This window comes from Delftia tsuruhatensis (assembly GCF_903815225.1).
In the GTDB taxonomy this organism is placed as follows: Bacteria; Pseudomonadota; Gammaproteobacteria; order Burkholderiales; family Burkholderiaceae_C; genus Comamonas; species Comamonas tsuruhatensis_A.
This window is the reverse complement of the sequence record NZ_LR813084.1, coordinates 873,777-891,466: the sequence shown is the minus strand read 5'-3', so window position 1 is coordinate 891,466 and position 17,690 is coordinate 873,777. Positions and strand designations below refer to the sequence as shown.

The 17,690-nt window shown below is 69.5% G+C and carries 16 protein-coding genes; 2 read left to right on the top strand and 14 right to left on the bottom strand.

The window, feature by feature from the left end:
• The first annotated feature begins 31 nt into the window (after positions 1-31).
• Positions 32-868, top strand: coding sequence for an AraC family transcriptional regulator (locus L1Z78_RS04085; protein WP_234640280.1), 837 nt, complete (start codon positions 32-34; stop codon positions 866-868).
• On the opposite strand, the gene L1Z78_RS04080 is transcribed toward L1Z78_RS04085, so the two are convergent.
• The 10 genes from L1Z78_RS04080 to L1Z78_RS04035 form a co-directional block, all read right to left on the bottom strand.
• A complete protein-coding gene (locus L1Z78_RS04080) occupies positions 771-1,451 on the bottom strand; it encodes a TetR/AcrR family transcriptional regulator (protein WP_234640279.1) in 681 nt (226 codons plus the stop codon). The genes L1Z78_RS04085 and L1Z78_RS04080 overlap by 98 nt on opposite strands.
• A 39-nt stretch (positions 1,452-1,490) precedes the next feature.
• The gene (locus tag L1Z78_RS04075) at positions 1,491-2,651 is read right to left on the bottom strand and encodes an ABC transporter substrate-binding protein (RefSeq protein WP_234640278.1); all 1,161 of its coding nucleotides are present in this window, start codon (positions 2,649-2,651) and stop codon (positions 1,491-1,493) included.
• A 36-nt stretch (positions 2,652-2,687) separates the two neighbouring features.
• The gene (locus tag L1Z78_RS04070) at positions 2,688-4,544 is read right to left on the bottom strand and encodes an AMP-dependent synthetase/ligase (protein ID WP_234640277.1); all 1,857 of its coding nucleotides are present in this window, start codon (positions 4,542-4,544) and stop codon (positions 2,688-2,690) included.
• 23 nt (positions 4,545-4,567) lie between these two features.
• On the bottom strand, positions 4,568-5,329 hold the full coding sequence (locus tag L1Z78_RS04065) for an ABC transporter ATP-binding protein (RefSeq protein WP_234642088.1): 762 nt from the start codon (positions 5,327-5,329) through the stop codon (positions 4,568-4,570).
• 68 nt (positions 5,330-5,397) lie between these two features.
• A complete protein-coding gene (locus L1Z78_RS04060) occupies positions 5,398-6,204 on the bottom strand; it encodes an ABC transporter ATP-binding protein (RefSeq protein WP_234640276.1) in 807 nt (268 codons plus the stop codon).
• Between the two features lie 12 nt (positions 6,205-6,216).
• Entirely contained in the window at positions 6,217-7,293 is a 1,077-nt protein-coding gene (locus L1Z78_RS04055) for a branched-chain amino acid ABC transporter permease (protein WP_234640275.1), read from the bottom strand.
• A 15-nt stretch (positions 7,294-7,308) separates the two neighbouring features.
• On the bottom strand, positions 7,309-8,184 hold the full coding sequence (locus L1Z78_RS04050; protein ID WP_234642087.1) for a branched-chain amino acid ABC transporter permease: 876 nt from the start codon (positions 8,182-8,184) through the stop codon (positions 7,309-7,311).
• 135 nt (positions 8,185-8,319) lie between these two features.
• The gene (locus tag L1Z78_RS04045; RefSeq protein ID WP_234640274.1) at positions 8,320-9,108 is read right to left on the bottom strand and encodes an ABC transporter permease; all 789 of its coding nucleotides are present in this window, start codon (positions 9,106-9,108) and stop codon (positions 8,320-8,322) included.
• Positions 9,109-9,126: 18 nt separating this feature from the next.
• Positions 9,127-9,966 (bottom strand): ABC transporter permease, encoded by an 840-nt coding sequence (locus L1Z78_RS04040; RefSeq protein WP_234640273.1) that lies wholly within the window; start codon positions 9,964-9,966, stop codon positions 9,127-9,129.
• Positions 9,967-9,971: 5 nt separating this feature from the next.
• Entirely contained in the window at positions 9,972-10,814 is an 843-nt protein-coding gene (locus L1Z78_RS04035) for an ABC transporter ATP-binding protein (protein WP_234640272.1), read from the bottom strand.
• Between the two features lie 113 nt (positions 10,815-10,927).
• Between L1Z78_RS04035 and L1Z78_RS04030 the strand changes: the two genes are divergently transcribed.
• Positions 10,928-12,715, top strand: coding sequence for a monovalent cation:proton antiporter-2 (CPA2) family protein (locus L1Z78_RS04030; protein WP_234640271.1), 1,788 nt, complete (start codon positions 10,928-10,930; stop codon positions 12,713-12,715).
• Positions 12,716-12,751: 36 nt separating this feature from the next.
• Here L1Z78_RS04030 and L1Z78_RS04025 read toward each other — a convergent pair whose 3' ends face one another.
• The 4 genes from L1Z78_RS04025 to L1Z78_RS04010 all read right to left on the bottom strand — a co-directional run bounded on the left by L1Z78_RS04025 (position 12,752) and on the right by L1Z78_RS04010 (position 17,672).
• Entirely contained in the window at positions 12,752-13,141 is a 390-nt protein-coding gene (locus L1Z78_RS04025; protein ID WP_234640270.1) for a VOC family protein, read from the bottom strand.
• Positions 13,142-13,196: 55 nt separating this feature from the next.
• Positions 13,197-13,586 (bottom strand): energy transducer TonB, encoded by a 390-nt coding sequence (locus L1Z78_RS04020; RefSeq protein WP_234640269.1) that lies wholly within the window; start codon positions 13,584-13,586, stop codon positions 13,197-13,199.
• A gap of 109 nt (positions 13,587-13,695) precedes the next feature.
• Positions 13,696-16,008 carry an ATP-dependent DNA helicase gene (locus tag L1Z78_RS04015; RefSeq protein ID WP_234640268.1) on the bottom strand — a complete coding sequence of 771 codons (2,313 nt, stop codon included), beginning with the start codon at positions 16,006-16,008 and terminating at the stop codon, positions 13,696-13,698.
• Entirely contained in the window at positions 16,005-17,672 is a 1,668-nt protein-coding gene (locus L1Z78_RS04010) for a VRR-NUC domain-containing protein (protein ID WP_234640267.1), read from the bottom strand. The genes L1Z78_RS04015 and L1Z78_RS04010 overlap by 4 nt, the downstream gene beginning before the upstream one ends.
• Positions 17,673-17,690 lie beyond the last annotated feature (18 nt).

Sequence of the window (17,690 nt, the reverse complement as noted above, 5' to 3'; positions counted from 1 at the left end):
TCATGACAACGACTTGCCAGGAGACCCCGCCATGCCGCCCCAGCCCGCCCGCCTAGAGATCGCACTGCCACGCCCCGAACCGCAGGAGCCGCGCGTCATGTGGCTCAACGCGGACCGCGCCGTCTACAGCGGCCTGCTGGGCCAGCCGCGCGAACGCTGCCTGGGCGGCCACGCCATCTATTTCTCGCTGCGCGGCTCGCACCGCGTGCGCATAGCCGACGGCGCCTGGCAGCACAGCAGCCTGTCCATCGTGCCGCCCTATGTGCGCCACGGCATCGAGGCCAGCGAGCGCACCATCTGCAATCTGCTGATCGAGGCCGAAACCCTGGATGCGCGCCAGTTGCCACCCCCGCTGCGCGGCGATGGCGGTGCCGTGCATGACGCGCCGCTGCTGGAGCGCATGCGCGACGGCCTGGCCCGGCTGTTGCCCCTGCTGGGGCACCACGCGCCGGGCCATGGCGTCGGCGCCACCGATTTCGACCGCATCTTCTTCGGCGAGCCGCTGCGGGCGCCTGCGCTGGACCGGCGCGTGCAGGCCATCATCGACAAGGTCAAGGCCGACCCCAGCAGCCCCTCGCCCGCGCTGCGCTGTGCCAGCGACATCTGTCTGTCGGAATCGCGCTTCCTGCACCTGTTCAGCCAGGAAACCGGCGTGCCTTTCAGGCGCTTCAAGACCTGGAAGCGCGCCCGCGCCTTCCTCGGCTACGTGACCCAGGACATGAAGCTGACCGACGTGGCCCTGGACGCGGGCTACCCCGACGCCACGCACTTCAGCCATTCGATACGCCAGATCTACGGGCTGACGCCGAAGTCGATCTTCGCGGGGAGCCGCAAGCTGACGGTATTTGCGGGGGCGGGCACCCGCTAGCCCCCAGCACCCAGTCCACCAGCCGGTCCGCCACGGCCTGCGGCGATAGCGGGCCTTCGGGCCGGTACCAGGAATAGACGGAGTGCAGCGCGCCCAGGAAGAAGTAGCACTCCATCTTCTCTGCGCGGCCTGCAAGGCCTGCATCGTGCAGCCCCTGCAGCGCGCGCGTCCACAGCTGCTCGTAGCGGCGGCGCAGGTCCACGATGGCGGCGCGGTTGGCGCCTTCCAGGTGGCGCCATTCGTCCACCACCAGGGGTGCCATGCCGATGCGGTCCTCCAGCAGATGGGCCAGATGCTCGCGCGCCAGCGCGCGGAAGTACGCTGCCGGCGCCATGCTGCGCGCATCGATGGCCTCCAGCACCTGCAGGCAGGCGCGCAGGCCATGCTCCACGCCGGCGAACAGCAGGGCCTGCTTGCTGGCGAAGTGGTAGAAGGGGCTGCCCGACTGCATGTGGGCGGCAGCGGCGATGTCGCGCATGGAGGTGCCGTCGAAGCCCTTTTCACGGAACAGGCGCGCGGCCGCGATGACAAGCTCCTCGCGCCGGTTGTCGCTGTGGATATCGCTCTTGCGCGGGCGGGCCATGGCGTCGCTCCAGTCACCGCAGGCAGGCTATGCCGCAGGTCATCTGGCGTAGCCCGAGACCACCTTCCAGCGCCCATCCACCACCTGGGACAGCCGCGACTCGTCGCTGCCCAGGCGCTTTTGCGCGCTGAACGAGATCACGGGGAAGCCGAACATGTCGGGCTCGAAGCGCATGGCATCCATGGCCTGGATGAAACTGTCGGTGCTGAGGGCCTTGCCGGCCTTGTTCGCGGCCTGGGCGAAGTGGTCCACGATGACGTAGCCATAGACCGAGAAGACATTGGGGTCGTCGCCGAACCGTGTCTTGTACTTGTTGGCCCACAGGCGCAGCGGCCCCGAGGCATCGTCCAGATAGGGATGCTGGGCCGTCATGGTGGTGAGCAGTCCCTCGACGGCCTTGCCGCCCAGCTTGGTCACGACCTCGGTGTACGAAGCCGAGGTCGAGAGGAAGATGGGTTCGAAGCCGCTCTTGCGCGATTCGGCCATGACGCCCACGGTCTCGCGGATCGTGGTGCCCAGGATGACGAAGTCGCAGGACGCGGCCTTGAGCCGCGCCACCTGGGACGAGAAATCGGTGGCGCCGCGCTTGTAGGTGGTCTTCTCCACCAGGTCCTTGCCGACGGCCTGGAGCCCGGCCTCGGCGCCGCGCAGCACCTCCAGCCCGAAGTCGTCATCCTGGTAGACCGTGCAGACCTTCCTGGCGCCCTTGTCGGCCACCAGCCGGGGCGCGGCCAGGCGCACCTGGTCGTAGTAGGTCGCGGCGAAGGAATACTTGAGCCGGTGCAGCGGCTCGTACATCTCGCGCGCCGCCGTCAACGGATAGAAGTTGATGACGTTCTTCTCGAACTGCACGGGCATGGCCGCCATGTTCTGGGCCGTGCCCAGGTGGCCGGCCACGAGGAAGACCTTGTCGCGGTTGACCAGCTTCTGCGCGGCCAGCACGGCCTTCTTGGGGTCGTAGCCGTCGTCTTCCACGATCATGCGCAGCTTGCGGCCATGGATGCCGCCTTGCTCGTTGATCTCGTCCAGGCGCATCAGCATGCCGTTGCGCGCGGGCTTGCCCATGGCCGCCACGGGTCCGGACAGGTCGAGGATGGAGCCCAGCAGGATCTCCGTGGGCGTCACGCCCTGCTGCGCGTGGGCCGGGCCTGAAGCCAGGGCCGCCAGCGACACCAGGGCCGCTGCGTGGATGCTTGTCATGCTTGTCTCCTTCGCTTGTGGTGGATGGCTGCGGGCTCAGGCGTACATGGCCTCGATCTGCGCCGCGTACTTGGCCTGTACCAGGCGGCGCTTGAGCTTCATGGTGGGCGTCAGTTCCTCGTCCTCGGCCGTGAGCTGGGTCTCCAGCAGGTAGAACTTCTTGACCTGCTCGACGCGCGCGAACTTGGCGTTCACGCGGTCGATCTCGGCCTGGACCAGGGCCTGGACTTCGGGCGCGCGCGTGAGGCTGGCGTAGCTGGAGAACGGCACGTCACGCTCCTGGGCGTACTTTTCCACGTTCTCCTGGTCGATCATGAGGATCACGGTCAGGTAGGGGCGCTTGTCGCCGATCACCACGGCATCGGTGATGTAGGGACTGAACTTGAGTTCGTTCTCCCACTCGCTGGGCGCCACGTTCTTGCCGCCCGCGGTGATGAGGATGTCCTTCATGCGGTCGGTGATGCGCAACAGGCCCTCACCGTCCATGGTCCCCACGTCGCCCGTGCGCAGCCAGCCGTCCGCGCTGAAGGTCTCGGCCGTCTTGGCCGGCTGGTTCAGGTAGCCCATGAACACGTTGGCGCCGCGCACCTGGATCTCGCCGGTGCCCGGGTCCACGCGCACCTCGTTGTAGCCCGCGGCGGGACCGATGGAGCCCGGCACGATGCGCTCGGGCCGCATGCAGGTGGAGGCGCCGCAGGTCTCGGTCATGCCCCAGACCTCCAGCATGGGCACGCCCAGCGCCAGGTACCAGCGCACCAGGTCGGGCGAGATGGGCGCGGCGCCCGTGATCAGGTAGCGCGCGCGGTCGATGCCGATGGACTTGCGCACATTGCCCAGCACTGTCCAGCGCGCCAGCGCAAAGGCCGCGCGCAGGCCCGGCCCCACGGGCCGGCCGGCCAGCACGGCGTCGGCCACGCGCGTGCCCACGCCCAGGGCCCAGGCGTAGCCGGCGCGCTGCAGCGCCGTGGCCTCGCGCAGCCCCAGCATCACGGCCGAATAGTATTTTTCCCAGACGCGCGGCACGCCCGTGCAGACTGTGGGCGCGATCTCGCGCATGTTCTCGGGCACGGTCTCGGGGTTCTCCACGAAGTTCAGGCGCGCGCCCGTGTAGAGCGAGAAATACTCGCCGCCCACGCGCTCGGCGATGTGGCACAGCGGCAGAAAGCACATGCATTCGTCGCTGTCGTCGCGCGGCAGGATGGTGTTGTAGCCGCGCACGGTATGCACCAGCCCGGCATGCGAATGCATGGCCCCCTTGGGCTTGCCCGTGGTGCCCGAGGTGTAGACCAGGATGGCCAGGTCGGCGGGCCGCACCGCCGCCGAGCGCTCGGCCACGGCCTGCGGCTGCGCGGCCAGGTGTGCGCGGCCCAGCGCGCGCAGCTGCTCCAGGCTGATGACCGCTTCGTCCTGCAGCCCGCGCAGGCCCTTCATGTCGAAGACCACGATGCGGCGCAGCAGCGGCAACTGACCGCGCACCTGCAACGCCTTGTCCAGCTGCTCGTCGTTCTCCACGAACAGCACGGTGGTGGCCGAGTCCTCGCACAGGTACTGGACCTGCGATGCCGCATCGGTGGGGTAGATGCCGTTGCACACGCCGCCACAGGACAGCACGGCCAGGTCGCACAGCACCCATTCGATGACGGTGTTGGACAGGATGGAGACGGTCTGGCCCGGCGCCAGCCCCAGGGCCAGCAGGCCGCCCGCGATCTCGCGCACCGCCTCGCCCACCTCGCGCCAGCGGTGGCTGCGCCAGATGCCCAGCTCCTTTTGCCGCAGCCACACGCTCTCGCCCCGTGCGGCCACGGCGTTCCAGAACAGGGCGGCGATGGTGTCGCCCTCCAGCACGCTGTCGTGCCGGGGCTGCATGCGGTGCAGGTTCCACAGGTTGGGCATCGTCGGACTCCTTGTCCTGGCGGCTAGCGCCAGCTCTTGCGCTTCTTCCAGCGCCGCTCGCCGCGCACTCCGCTATCGCGCAGGCCCAGGTAGAACTCCTTGATGTCGTCCTTCTCGCGCAGGCGCTCGCAGCTGTCTTCCATCACGATGCGGCCGTTTTCCAGCACGAAACCGTGGTCGGCCGCATTCAGCGCCATGCTGGCGTTCTGCTCCACCAGCAAGATGGTGGTGCCGCGCTCGCGGTTGATGCGCACCACGATCTCGAAGATCTCCCGCGTGAGCCGGGGCGACAGGCCCAGGCTGGGTTCGTCCAGCAGGATCATCCTGGGCGCGGCCATGAGGGCGCGGCTGATGGCCAGCATCTGCTGCTGCCCCCCCGACAGCAGGCCGGCCTCCTGGCGCAGGCGCTCGCGCAGCACCGGGAAGTAGCCCAGCACCGTCTCCATGTCGCGCGCCACGCCGTCGCGGTCGGCGCGCGTGTAGGCGCCCATCAGCAGGTTGTCGTGCACGCTCAGCAGCGGGAACACCTCGCGCCCCTCGGGCACATGGACCAGGCCCTGGCGCACGATGGCGGCGGGGTCGCGCGCCGTGATGTCCGCGTCCATGAAATGCACCTGGCCCTTGCGCGGATCGATGATGCCCGAGATGGTCTTGAGGATGGTGGTCTTGCCCGCGCCGTTGGAGCCCAGCACGGTGGCGATCTCACCCTGGCGCACCTGCAGGCTGACGCCACGGATCGCCTTGACCGGGCCGTAGGAGGACTCGATGTTCTGCAGCCGCAGCATGGCGGGCGCGGCCTCGGGCGCGATGTCCGCATCGATCAGAGGCGTCGGCGGGGATGCCGGCAGCGCGCTCATGCGGCCACCCTCCTGAGCGAAGCCACGTCGTCGGCCGTGCCCAGGTAGGCCTCGGCCACGCCGGGATGGGACTGCACCTCGTGCGGCAGCCCCAGGGCCAGCACCTCGCCCTGGCTCATGGCCAGCACCCGGCTGCTCACGCGCGAGACCAGGGACATGTCGTGCTCCACCATCAGCACGGTCACGCCCAGCTCCTGCTGTATGTCCTGGATCCAGAAGGCCATGTCGTCGGTCTCCTCCACATTCAGGCCCGAGGACGGCTCGTCCAGCAGCAGCAGGCGCGGCCGCGTGCACAGCGCGCGCGCCAGCTCCACCACCTTGCGCACGCCGTAGGGCAGACCTGCGACCAGCGCGTCGCGGTGGTGCTGCAGATCCAGCAGATCGATGACCTGTTCCACTTCCGCGCGCGCCTGTATCTCGGCGCGGCGCGTGCCGGGCGTGAACAGCAGGTCGCCCCACAGGCCGCTGCGCCGATGGCAATGCCGCCCCACCAGCAGGTTCTGCAGCACGCTGGCGTGCTCGAACAGCTCGATGTTCTGGAAGGTCCGCGCGATCCCCAGCGCAGCGATGCGGTGCGCGGGCAGCTGGGTCAGCGCCTGGCCGTCGAACACAATGGCGCCCGACGTGGGCTCGTAGATGCGGCTGATCAGGTTGAACACCGTGGTCTTGCCCGCACCGTTGGGCCCGATCAGCGTGAACACCTCGCCGCGCCGCACATCGAAGCTCACGCCGTTGACGGCACGCACGCCGCCGAAGCGCACGCCCAGGTCGCGCACCGAAAGAAGAGGAGTGTCATGGTCCATGCAGCATCCCTCCTAGCGCAGCCGGTCCGACTTCTGGAAGGTCTTCTGCCGCCGGAACATGCCCTGGCGGTAGAACGGAAACACCTGCAGCCAAGTGCGGATCTTGACCCAGCGCCCGTACATGCCCGCGGGCTCCAGCAGCACGAATGCGATCAGCACCACGCCATAGATGAAGGACTTGAGGCCCGGCGCCTGGCCGATGGCGTCCGGCAGCACATCCTTGGCCGCCGCGATGCCCTGGGGCAGCGCGATGATGAAGAGGGCGCCCAGGAACGCGCCGTGGATGGACCCCAGCCCGCCGATGACCACCATCAGCAGCAGATCGATGGACTGCACGATGTTGAACTGGTCGGGCGACAGAAAGCGGATCTGGTGCGCATACAGCGCCCCGCCCACACCCGCCAGCGCGGCCGAGAACGCGAAGGCCGTGGTCTTGTAGGCGGCCACATGGATGCCCATGCTGCGCGCCGACACCTCCGAGTCGCGGATGGCGACGAAGGCCCGCCCCGTGGGCGAGCGCAGCAGGTTCAGGCAGGCCAGCGTGGCCAGCACCGCCACGGCCAGGCACACGAAATAGAAGGACTCGGCCGTGTCGGCCTTCCAGCCGAAGGCCTGCACCACGCCCACGGACTTGCCCGCGTTGCCGCCCGTCACACCCTCCCAGCGCGCGAACACTTCCTCCACGATGAAGCCGAAGGCCAGCGTGGCAATGCCCAGGTAGATGCCCTTGACGCGCAGCGCGGGCAGGCCCACCACCACGCCCACGGCCGCCGCCAGCGCGCCGCTGACGGCCAGGGCCAGCGGAAACGGCCAGCCCATTCCCGTGAGAAAGGCCTGGGCATAGGCGCCCACGCCGAAGAACGCGGCCTGTCCCATGGAAAACAGCCCCGTGTAGCCGGCCAGCACCATCAGCCCCAGGCCCACCACGGCATAGATCAGCACAAAGGTCAGCTGGGCCAGCAGGTACTCGGACAGCAGCGCCGGCGCGGCCAGCAGGGACAGCACCAGCAGCCCGTACCAGAATGCCTGCCCGCCGTGGCGCACCAGCCGGATGTCCTGCGCATAGTCGGTCTTGAAGATGAAGCGCATGGCCTGGTACTCCCCTCAGACCTTCTTGCGCAGGGCTTCGCCGAACAGGCCGTTGGGCATGACGACCAGCACCAGCAGAACGACCACATAGGCGGCGATGTCCTTGAAGCCCTCGGGCAGGTAAAAGCCGGACAGTGACTCGACCACGCCGATGACCAGCCCGCCCACGATGGCCCCCGGCACGCTGCCGAAGCCGCCGATCACGGCCGCCGGAAAGGCCTTCAGCCCCACGAAGCCCATGTTGGCGTGCACGAAGGTGATGGGCGCCAGCAGCAGCCCCGCGATGGCCGCCACCGCCGCCGCAAGGCCCCAGACCAGGGTATTGAGCCGCCGCACGGGAATGCCCATGTAGCAGGCCGCCAGCTGGTTCTGCGAGGCTGCCTGCATGGCGATGCCCAGCCGGCTGAACCGGAAGCCCGTGTACAGCACGGCACACAGCACGCCCGTCGCCGCGATGACCACCAGGTGCTCGGCATTGAGCACCAGCCCCGCCAGGTTCAGCGCCGTGTCGCGGTAGGGCACGGGCAGGGCCAGCGTCTCCGTGCCGATGGAGGGAACCATGGTGATGGCGCCCCGGCACACATAGCCGATGCCGATGGTCAACATCACCACCGAGAACGCAGGCTGGCCCAGGATGGGGCGGATCAGGGCCACCTCCAGCAGCAGCCCGCACAGTGCCATGGCCGCCACGGCCAGCAGCGCCGCCAGCCAGAACGGCAGGCCCAGCACCGACATGGCCAGGAAGCCCGCGAAGGCGCCCAGCATCATCAGCTCGCCCTGGGCGAAGGTCACCGTCTCCGTGGCCTTGTAGATCAGCACGAAGCCCAGCGCGATCAGGCCGTAGATGCAGCCCTGCGCCACCCCGCTGATCAGCAACTGAAGCAACTGCACCCGCGCCTCCGTCCCCTGCCCGATGCGCGGCCACATGGCGCATCCCGGTGCCGCGATTGTGGGCAGTCAGGGCAGACAGGCGCTTGCGGGAACCTGCTGCGTCAGGCGCGTGGTTTCCCGTAAGGGTGAGGGCCGTCAGCTCCCCGTGGACGCGTAATGCCGCACCCCCAGCCGCCAGACGCGGGACGCCAGCCAAAGGAAGGCGAAGCCGGCCAGTGGCGAGACCCATCCCACCCAGGCCGGCGCGCCCAGCGGGTCGGGCTTGCCCATGACGGCCAGCGCCGGGTAATAGGCCACGCAGGTCAGCGGCACCACGAAGGTCAGCAGGCGCCGGAACCACTGCGCGTACACGGCCAGCGGGTACTGGGCGGCTTCCACGCTGCCGTAGCTGAGCACGTTGGCGGCCTCCAGGCTTTCCACCGTCCAGAACGACAGCGCGCCCTGCAGCACCAGGATGCCCAGGAACAGCGCCACGCCGCCGGCCACGGCCCATAGAGCCAGGGCAACGGCCTGGGCCGTCCATGCCACGTCGCCCTGGACTGTCGCGAAGCCCAGCACCATCAGGCCCTGCAGCAGGCGGCCCAGGCGGCTGATGCGCACGTCGTGGCCCATGAGCTGCAGCCACACGGGGCGCGGGCGCAGCAGCAGGCGGTCGAAGGCGCCCGTGCGCAGGAACTGCGTGCCCAGCACGTCGAAGCCCCGGCCCAGCGCGTCGGCGATGGCGAACATGCAGTTGACCAGCCCGTAGAACACGGCCACCTCGCCGATGCGCCAGCCCTGCACGTCGCCGAAGCGGTGGAACAGCGACCCGACGGCGATCACCTCGATGCCCGTGACCAGGAACTGGCCCAGGGTCAGCATCAGCGCCGAGGCCGGATAGCGTGCCTGGCCGGCCAGCGAGGCCAGCGCCAGGCGCAGGAACATGGCGAAAGCACCCACCGCTCAGCCCCCCTGCACTTCGAGCCGGCGCATGGTGCGCGCCATGGCCAGGCGGCCCAGGGCCACGATCACGGCAGTCCACAGGCCTTGCAGCGCCAGTCCCGCCAGCAACTGCGCGCCGGCCATCTGCCCGAAGTAGATGCGCGCGGGGATGTCCATCACGCCCGCCAGCGGCTGCAGCAGCAGCACGGTCTGCCAGGCATCGGGCATCAGCGCCAGCGGCAGCAGGCTGCCCGACAGCACGATGACCACGGGCGCGGCCAGCGTGTTGATGCCTTTTTCGTTGAGTGCGGCCGCCGCCGCGATGTTCAGCAGCATGACCAGGGATGTGGACAGCAGCAGTGCCAGCAGCAGGGAGGCCGCAAAGCCCAGGCCCGCCATCCAGCCGGCCGGCGGCTGCCAGGCCCAGGCGCCCAGGCCCAGCAGCGGCAGGGCCAGGCCCGCGAACGCCACCATCAGCGCCACGCGCGGCAGCACGCGCGCCGCGATCCAGCCGGCCGAACGCACGAACCACAGTGCATAGGCGTCCACCGGGCGCAGCCGGTCATAGGCCACCGACCCCGTGCGCACGGCCAGCGCCACATCGGGATCGCCGCTCCAGGGCAGCAGCGCGAACAGGCCCTGGGCCAGCCAGGTGTAGGTGATGGCATGCTCCAGCGGGATCGGCGCGCCGGCCGAGTCCGGGGCGCTGCCGTAGAAGGCGGCCAGCACCATGGCCTTGAGCGCACCCCACCAGCATTGCGTGGCAAAGCCCGCGTAGGCGGCCGTGCGGTACTGCAGCATCAGCAGGAAGCGGGAGGCGAAGGCCGCCGAATAGGGGCGCACCAGGTCGTGCAGTGTCATGGCGTTCAGGCCTCGGCCGCGCCGTGCATGGCGTAGAAGCGGGCGATCACGGCCTCGATGGCCAGGGCCTCTCCGTCTTCCCCGGTGGAAGGCCCTGCGGCCGCGACCTGCGCGCGCAGCGCATCGACCCCGCAGTCGGCCAGCACCCGGCCATGGCCGATGACGATCACGCGCCGCGCCAGCGCCTCGATGTCATGCATGTCGTGCGTGGTCAGCAGCACCGTGGTGCCGCGCTCGCGGTTGGCGCGCAGCACGAAGTCGCGCACGGCCAGCTTGGAGGGCGCGTCCAGCCCGATGGTGGGCTCGTCCAGGAACAGGATCTCGGGCTCGTGCAGCAGGGCCGCCGCGATCTCGGCGCGCATGCGCTGGCCCAGCGACAGCTGGCGCACGGGCTGGTCCAGCAGGCGCTCCAGGCTCAGCAGCGCCACCAGCTCGTCGCGGGTGCGCGCGAAGCGCACGGGATCGACCCGGTACAGGTCGCGCAGCAGGTTGAAACCGTCGCCCACGGGCAGGTCCCACCACAGCTGGCTGCGCTGGCCGAAGACCACGCCGATGCGGCCCACATGCCGTTCGCGGTCGGCGAAGGGATCGCGCCCGTCGATCTCCACGCGCCCGCCATCGGGCCGCAGAATGCCCGCCAGGATCTTGATGGTGGTGGACTTGCCCGCGCCATTGGGGCCGATGAAGCCCAGCAGCTCGCCGCGCTCCAGCGCGAAGGACACGCCCGCCAAAGCCTGCACCGTGCGCCAGCGCGGCCGCGCCAGCGCCCGCACCGCGCCCATCACGCCGGGGTCGCGCTCATGGATGCGGTAGGTCTTGCGCAGGTCTTGGACGAGGATGTGTGGCATGGCGGGACACGAAAAGGGGGAGCGATTCTACACAGGCTGCAGCCCTGCTATCCTGCGCGCAAATTCACGGCAGGCGCCGCGCCTGCCGCCATCCACACAAAGGAAACCAAGCCATGGCCGCTGAAGGCAATGCAAGCCAGCTCGTAGGAATCGTCACGCTGCTGGGGGCCGCCGTCGTGGCCGTGCCGCTGTTCAAGCGCCTGGGGCTGGGCGCCGTGCTCGGCTATCTGGCCGCCGGTCTGGCCATAGGCCCCTACGGGCTGGGCCTGGTGACGGACGCGCAGACCATCCTGCACGTGGCCGAGCTGGGCGTGGTGATGTTCCTCTTTGTCATCGGGCTGGAGATGAAGCCCTCGCACCTGTGGGATTTGCGCGGCCAGATCTTCGGGCTGGGCAGCCTGCAGGTCGTGGTCTGCGCGCTGCTGCTCACGGGCGTGGGCATGGCCTTCGGCTTTCCCTGGCAGGTGGCCTTCGTGAGCGGAGCGGGCTTCGTGCTGACCTCCACGGCCATCGTCATGCAAGTGCTGGCCGAGCGCGGCGACATCCTTGCGCCGCGCGGCCAGCGCATCGTCTCCATCCTGCTGTTCGAGGACCTGCTCATCGTGCCGCTGCTGGCCGCCGTGGCCTTTCTGGCGCCGGCCGATGCGGCGCCCGTGGCGGCTTCGCCGCTGTGGCAGCGCGCAGGCCTGGCCCTGCTGTCGCTGGGCGCGCTGGTGGGCGCGGGCCTGTGGCTGCTCAACCCCCTGTTCCGCATCCTGGCCAAGGCCAAGGCGCGCGAGGTGATGACAGCCGCCGCCCTGCTGGTGGTGCTGGGCGCGGCCCTGCTGATGGAAATGGGCGGCCTGTCCATGGCCATGGGCGCCTTCGTGGCGGGCGTGCTGCTGTCCGAATCGTCGTTCCGCCACCAGCTGGAGGCCGATGTCGAGCCCTTCCGGGGGCTGCTGCTGGGCCTGTTCTTCCTGGGTGTGGGCATGGCGCTGAACCTGGAGGTAGTGGCGCTGAACTGGCGCATCGTGGGCCTGGGCGTGGTCGCGCTCATGCTGGGCAAGGCCCTGTGCATCTACGCCGTGGCCCGCGTGGCGCGCAGCAGCCACGCGGACGCTCTGGACCGTGCCATCCTCATGGCCCAGGGCGGCGAGTTCGCCTTCGTGCTGTTCGCCGAGGCGCTCAAGCTCAAAGTGCTGACTCCCGAGGTGCATGCCAACATGACGGCCATCGTCGTGCTGTCCATGGCCATCACGCCGCTGGTGGTGGTGCTGCACAAACGCCTGGCGGGCGCCCAGGCCGTCTCGCTGGACGGGGTGGAGGCACCGCAGGACCTGCGCGGCAACGTGCTCGTCATCGGCTTCGGCCGCGTGGGCCAGATCGCCAGCCAGGGGCCGCTGGCGCGCGGCGCCAAGCTGTCCATCATCGACAACGACCCCGACGTGATCCGCAACGCCGAGCCCTATGGCTTCAAGGTCTACTTCGGCGACGGCGCGCGCGCCGACATCCTGCACGCAGCCGGTGCCAGCCACGCCAGCGCCATCCTGGTCTGCGTGGACAGCAAGGCCGCGGCCACGCGCATCGTGGAGAACGTTCGCCACGAATGCCCGCATGCCCGCCTCATCGTGCGCGCCTATGACCGCGAGCACGCGCTGGAACTCATCCAGAAGGACGCCGACCATGTCGTGCGCGAAAGCTTCGAGTCCGCCCTGCTCATGGGCCGCCACGCCGTGCTGGCCCTGGGCGCCACCGAGGACGAGGCCCGGACCCTGGAGGCCGAAGTGCGCGGCCGCGACACCGAGCGCTTCGCGCTGGAGACCGCCGGCGGCACCTTCGCGGGCCGTGCGCTGCTGCTGGGCAACATCGAGCGCATCGATCCGCCGCGCCATGACAGGCCGGCGGACAGCGCAGCGTAGCGGGCCGCAGACCTTGCGCAGCGAGGGCAGCGTCCTTCAATGCCGCTGGTTGATCTGTATGAGATTGCCGCAGGTGTCGTCGAACACGGCTATCGTCACGGGGCCCAGATGGGTGGGCAGCCTTGTGAAGCGCACGCCGGCCGCGCTCAGGCGCTCGTACTCGGCCTGCACGTCGTCCACGCCGAAGAAGGTGGCCGGCACGCCGTCCGCATGCAAGGCGGTCTTGAACGGCCTGGCCGCCGGGTGCATGTCCGGCTCCAGCAGCAGCTCCACGCCATCGGGGTCGCCAGGCGAGGTCAGCGTCAGCCAGCGCGTCGGCCCTCCCATGGGAATGTCGTGCTTGAGGATGAAGCCGAGCACGTCGCGGTAGAAGGCCAGGGCCTTGTCCTGGTCGTCGACGAGCACGCTGGTGATGACGATCTTCATGGAATGCTCCTTGTACCTAACCTGCGCGCCCCCCGGGACTCCAGGCACGGCCGTGTCAATTCAGCCTGAAGCCGATGGGAACATGCACCCACATGCGCTCGGGCACCCCATCGCGCTTGCCGGGGATGAAGGCCCACTGCCGGACGGCATCCAGCGCCGACTGGTCCAGCGCGGGGTGTCCGCTGCTTTGCGCGATCTCGGCGCTGAGGACCTTGCCGTCGGCGTCCACCAGTACCTTCAGCCAAGCCTGGCCTTGCTGGCCCAGCCGCCTGGAGAGGGCCGGATAGACCGGGGGAATGTTCCTCAGGGTCGAATCGGCGGACACAGGCTGCACGATCACGGCCTGCGGCACTGCCGGGCCCGTCGTGCCGGAGGCACAGCCTCCCAGCACACCGACGGTCAGGAGCAGGGCGGCGCAGCGCAAGCGGGACAGTCGAAAGCACATGTCGGGATATCGGTGGCAAGTCGGGACAGGAATCATCTCATGATCCGGGGTGCGCAAAGCCCGCAGGACACGGCCCCGGATGAGCCACATCGCGGGGAAGCTTCTTCCCTCAGGGCTGTCTCGCGTGCACCTGCACCTGCCACCAGCGCGGCAGCAGCGCACGCACTTCGGCGCGCCGGTAGCGGTCATCAATGAGAAAGACCACGCCCCTGTCCTGCTCGCTGCGGATCACGCGGCCCGCGGCCTGCACGACCTTGCGCAGGCCCGGGTAGAGATAGGTGTAGTCGTAGCCCCTGTCCGCGCCGAACTGGCGGTCCATGGCGCGCTTCATCTCTTCATTCACGGGATTGACCTGGGGCAGGCCCAGCGTGGCCACGAAGGCGCCGATCAGGCGCTCGCCGGGCAGGTCAACGCCTTCCGAAAACGCACCACCCAGCACTGCAAGGCCTATGCCCTGCCCTGCCTCGGTGAAGCGCCCCAGGAACTCGGCGCGGCCCGCCTCGTCCATGGATGGCGTCTGCAGCCACAGCGGCAACCCGGGATGCAGGAGCCGCAGGCATTCGGCCACGCGCTGCAGGTAGTCGAAGCTGCTGACAAAGCACAGGTAGTTTCCGGGCCGGCGCGCGTACTGTGCGGCCACAAGATCGGCGATGGGCCGCAGCGAGCGCTCCCGGTCCCGAAAGCGCGTGGAGATGTGGTCGGCGACCTGGACCTCCAGTTGCTCCGCCAGGAAAGGCGAATCGGCTTCCAGCCAATGCGTGCCTTCGGGCAGGCCCAGCATGTCGCGGTAGAAATGCGGCGGGCTCAGCGTGCCCGAGAACAGCACCGTGGCATGGGCCGCCGCATGGCGCGCCTTCAGGTGCGGCGCGGGCACCACGTTGCGGATGCACAGCGTGGAGGCCGGCGCGCGGCCCGTTCCCGATCGGCCCGGCAGTTGGCTGACATCGAACAGCGCATGGCCGCCGAACTGCTCGGCCAGCGCCATGAACTGCAGCGCCTCCCAATAGAAGGCCAGCACCGGGTCGCCGGGCAGCATGGGGCTGTCGGCATGGGCGTCGGCGATGGCGGCCACGGCGCGCTGCACGGCGCCCAGCAGCGCGGCGGGGACCTCGCCATGGGCCTGGTAGCTGGCGGTCTGCGCCTTGTTCAGCGCGGTCCAGCTGCGGCTCAGGCGGTCCAGCGCCTTGCGCACGGGCCCGGCCGCCGCCTTGCGCGCGGCGGCCAGCGCGAACTGCGACAGCTCGGCCGTGTACATGCGGCGCGCGCGCTCCAGCAGGTTGTGGGCCTCGTCCACCAGCACGCCCGCCTTCCACTGCTGGGCCTGGGCCAGCGCATGCAGCATGGCGGCGCTGTCGTAGAAGTAGTGGTAGTCGGCCACGACCACGTCGCTCCAGCGCACCAGTTCCTGGGCCAGGTAGTAGGGACAGACCGCGTGGTCCAGCGCCAGCGCGCGCACGGCGGGCGGGTCCCAGGGCGGGGCCTGCTGCATGGCGGCGGCCCGTGCGGCCGGCAGCCGGTCGAAGAAGCCGCGCGCCAGCGGGCAGGACTCGCCGTGGCAGGCCTTGTCGGGGTGCTCGCAGGCCTTGTCGCGCGCCAGCACGTCGAGCACGCGCAGCTGCACGGGCGCCTCCTGGTCGCTCAGCTGGCGGTTCACGCTGGCCAGGGCCTGCAGCGCCAGGCCATGGCCCGTGCCCTTGGCCGTGAGAAAGAACAGCTTGTCCAGGCCCTGGCCGGTGGCGGCCTTGAGCATGGGGAAGATCGTGCCCAGCGTCTTGCCTATGCCCGTGGGCGCCTGCGCCATCAGGCACTGGCCGCCTTGCTCTGAGCGCGCGCTGCGGTAGACGGCCACGGCCAGTTCACGCTGGCCCGCGCGAAAGCCCTGCATGGGAAAGCGCAGCGCCTGCAAGGCCTGCTCGCGCGCCGCGCGGTGGGCAGCCTCGCTACGCGCCCAGTCCAGAAAGAGCGCGCACTGCTGCTCGAAGAAATCGCGCAGTTGCGCGGCGTCCTGCTCCTGAACCAGCGTGGTTTCCTCCGAGGTCCCCACATTGAGATAGACCAGCGCCACGCGCAGCCGCTGCAGCCCGCGCGCCTCGCACAGCAGGTGGCCGTAGATGCGTGCCTGCGCCCAGTGCAGCGCGCGATGGTGCGGCCGCACGCCTTCGATCCGGCCCCGGTAGGTCTTGATCTCCTCCAGTTGTCCTGCCCGGGCATCGAAGCCGTCGGCGCGGCCGCGCACGCGCAGGTCCTCGCAGGTACCGGTCAGGCTGATCTCCGTCTCGTAGTCCTTGCCCCGGCGCGACTGCACCAGACTGTGGCCGGCCATGCCCTCCAGCGCGCTGGGCGCGGGCGTGAAGCGCAGGTCCAGGTCTCCCGCGCGCGCCGTGAACTCGCACAGCGCGCGCACGGCCACGGTGTAGCTCACGCGGCCTCTCCCAGGGCCTGGCCGCGCCACTGCACATGGCACACGCGCGCGGGAATGCCGTGCTCGGCGCAGTACTGCAGCCAGCGGATCTGGTTGTCCTGCAGCTTGTCGCCGGGGGCCTTGGCCTCGACCAGTTCGTAGCGGCGCTCGGCCGGCCAGAAACGCACCAGATCGGGGAAGCCCGTGCGGTTGGCCTGCACATCGCGCAGCAGCCGCGCGAAGAACAGCTTGAGGTGGGCCGCCGGAATGCAGTCCAGCGCCAGCGCCAGCAGCGGTGCGGTCAGCGTGCCCCAGAACACGAAGGGCGACTGCAGGCCCTGCTTGTCGGCATGGCGCTGGAGAATGACGCCGCGCCAGCTGCCGTCGTCGAGGCGGGCCAGGCAGTCATCGAACAAGGCAGCACGGCGCCGTGCGAAGTCGGGCGAACCCAGGTCGGCCGGGCCACTCTGGAACGGGTGGAAGAAAGCCCCGGGCAATGGCGCGAAGATGGCCGGCCAGCACAGCAGTCCGAACAGGGAATTGATCAGCGCGTTTTCCACATAGAACACCGGAGCCGCCTCGCTGTGCCAGTGGTCGCGCAGCACGTATTCGACGGATGCCGGCTGGGCCGGCAGGTCCAGCTCCAGGTCGATGCGCATCTGCGCCACCACGGGCTCCAGCGCCGCCGCGCGCGCCCGCGAGCCCTGGCCCAGGCTGCGGCGCAGGCGCGGCAGCATGCGCGCCACGCGCTGCAATTCCTCGTCGCTCTCGGGCTGGGCCTGGGCGGCCTGGGCCAGAGCCATGGCGTCGGCAAAGCGCTGCATGCGCTCGTACACGCGCATGCGCCGATGGCGCGCGCCAGGGTAGCTGCTTTGGGCATAGGCCTGCTCGGCCCGCTCCCAGTCCTGGGCACGCTCGCAGGCCTGGCCAATGCGCAGCAGCACCTTGGCACGGCGCTTTTCCAGCCAGGGGTTGGCGCTGGCGCAACGCGCCACCGCCAGCAGCAGGGCATCGATGTCGCCGCCTTCGTCCAGCCCCTGGCGGCAGGCCTGCAGTGCCAGATAGCGGTCCACGTCTTCGCGCGCCTGGAAGGCGCGCGAGGCGGCATCGAAGGCCACGGACTCATAGCGGAACACGCCCAGATCAGCCAGCACGAATTCAGACCAGTCCTGGTGGAGGTTGCCGAAGAACATCAGCCGAAAGCGCTCGCACAGCTCGCCGACCATGACGCGCCAGGCAGCCTCGCCCGGCTGCGGCTGCCATTGCGCATAGGGCCGGGGCGCTTCATGCAAGGGCTGCAGCGCCTGCAGCAGCTCGGCCTTGCGCAGGCCCGCTGCAGGCAAGGCGCCCGCGAACCACTGCATCAGCTCGGGCTTGGTGTGCAGCGCGAACAGTTCGTCCAGCGCCATGGGCTGGCCGGCATCGAGCCAGCCCAGCGCCAGCAATGGTCCGGCCGCGCCGGCAATGTCGGGAATTTCCTCGTACACCAGCTTGCTCGCGCGAAACCATGGCCCGCGCCGCATCAGCAGCCGCACCAGCAACGCCCGCGACGGCTGGGGCAATTGAACGAAGCGTGCCAGGAATTCCTGCTCGCCCGCGTCCAGCAAATCCCCGTGGCGCTCGGCGATCCAGTCCAGCGCGCGCTGGAAATTGTGCAGATAGTAGAAACGGTGGGGAGGGACCATGGCGCAGGCAGATCTGGC

What these genes read in the sequence shown, in the direction of transcription:
- L1Z78_RS04085 (WP_234640280.1), top strand. Translation starts at nt 32, where the DNA reads ATGCCGCCCCAGCCCGCCCGCCTAGAGATCGCACTGCCACGCCCCGAA.
- L1Z78_RS04080 (WP_234640279.1), bottom strand. Translation starts at nt 1,451, where the DNA reads ATGGCCCGCCCGCGCAAGAGCGATATCCACAGCGACAACCGGCGCGAG.
- L1Z78_RS04075 (WP_234640278.1), bottom strand. Translation starts at nt 2,651, where the DNA reads ATGACAAGCATCCACGCAGCGGCCCTGGTGTCGCTGGCGGCCCTGGCT.
- L1Z78_RS04070 (WP_234640277.1), bottom strand. Translation starts at nt 4,544, where the DNA reads ATGCCCAACCTGTGGAACCTGCACCGCATGCAGCCCCGGCACGACAGC.
- L1Z78_RS04065 (WP_234642088.1), bottom strand. Translation starts at nt 5,329, where the DNA reads ATGCTGCGGCTGCAGAACATCGAGTCCTCCTACGGCCCGGTCAAGGCG.
- L1Z78_RS04060 (WP_234640276.1), bottom strand. Translation starts at nt 6,204, where the DNA reads ATGGACCATGACACTCCTCTTCTTTCGGTGCGCGACCTGGGCGTGCGC.
- L1Z78_RS04055 (WP_234640275.1), bottom strand. Translation starts at nt 7,293, where the DNA reads ATGCGCTTCATCTTCAAGACCGACTATGCGCAGGACATCCGGCTGGTG.
- L1Z78_RS04045 (WP_234640274.1), bottom strand. Translation starts at nt 9,108, where the DNA reads ATGTTCCTGCGCCTGGCGCTGGCCTCGCTGGCCGGCCAGGCACGCTAT.
- L1Z78_RS04040 (WP_234640273.1), bottom strand. Translation starts at nt 9,966, where the DNA reads ATGACACTGCACGACCTGGTGCGCCCCTATTCGGCGGCCTTCGCCTCC.
- L1Z78_RS04035 (WP_234640272.1), bottom strand. Translation starts at nt 10,814, where the DNA reads ATGCCACACATCCTCGTCCAAGACCTGCGCAAGACCTACCGCATCCAT.
- L1Z78_RS04030 (WP_234640271.1), top strand. Translation starts at nt 10,928, where the DNA reads ATGGCCGCTGAAGGCAATGCAAGCCAGCTCGTAGGAATCGTCACGCTG.
- L1Z78_RS04025 (WP_234640270.1), bottom strand. Translation starts at nt 13,141, where the DNA reads ATGAAGATCGTCATCACCAGCGTGCTCGTCGACGACCAGGACAAGGCC.
- L1Z78_RS04020 (WP_234640269.1), bottom strand. Translation starts at nt 13,586, where the DNA reads ATGTGCTTTCGACTGTCCCGCTTGCGCTGCGCCGCCCTGCTCCTGACC.
- L1Z78_RS04010 (WP_234640267.1), bottom strand. Translation starts at nt 17,672, where the DNA reads ATGGTCCCTCCCCACCGTTTCTACTATCTGCACAATTTCCAGCGCGCG.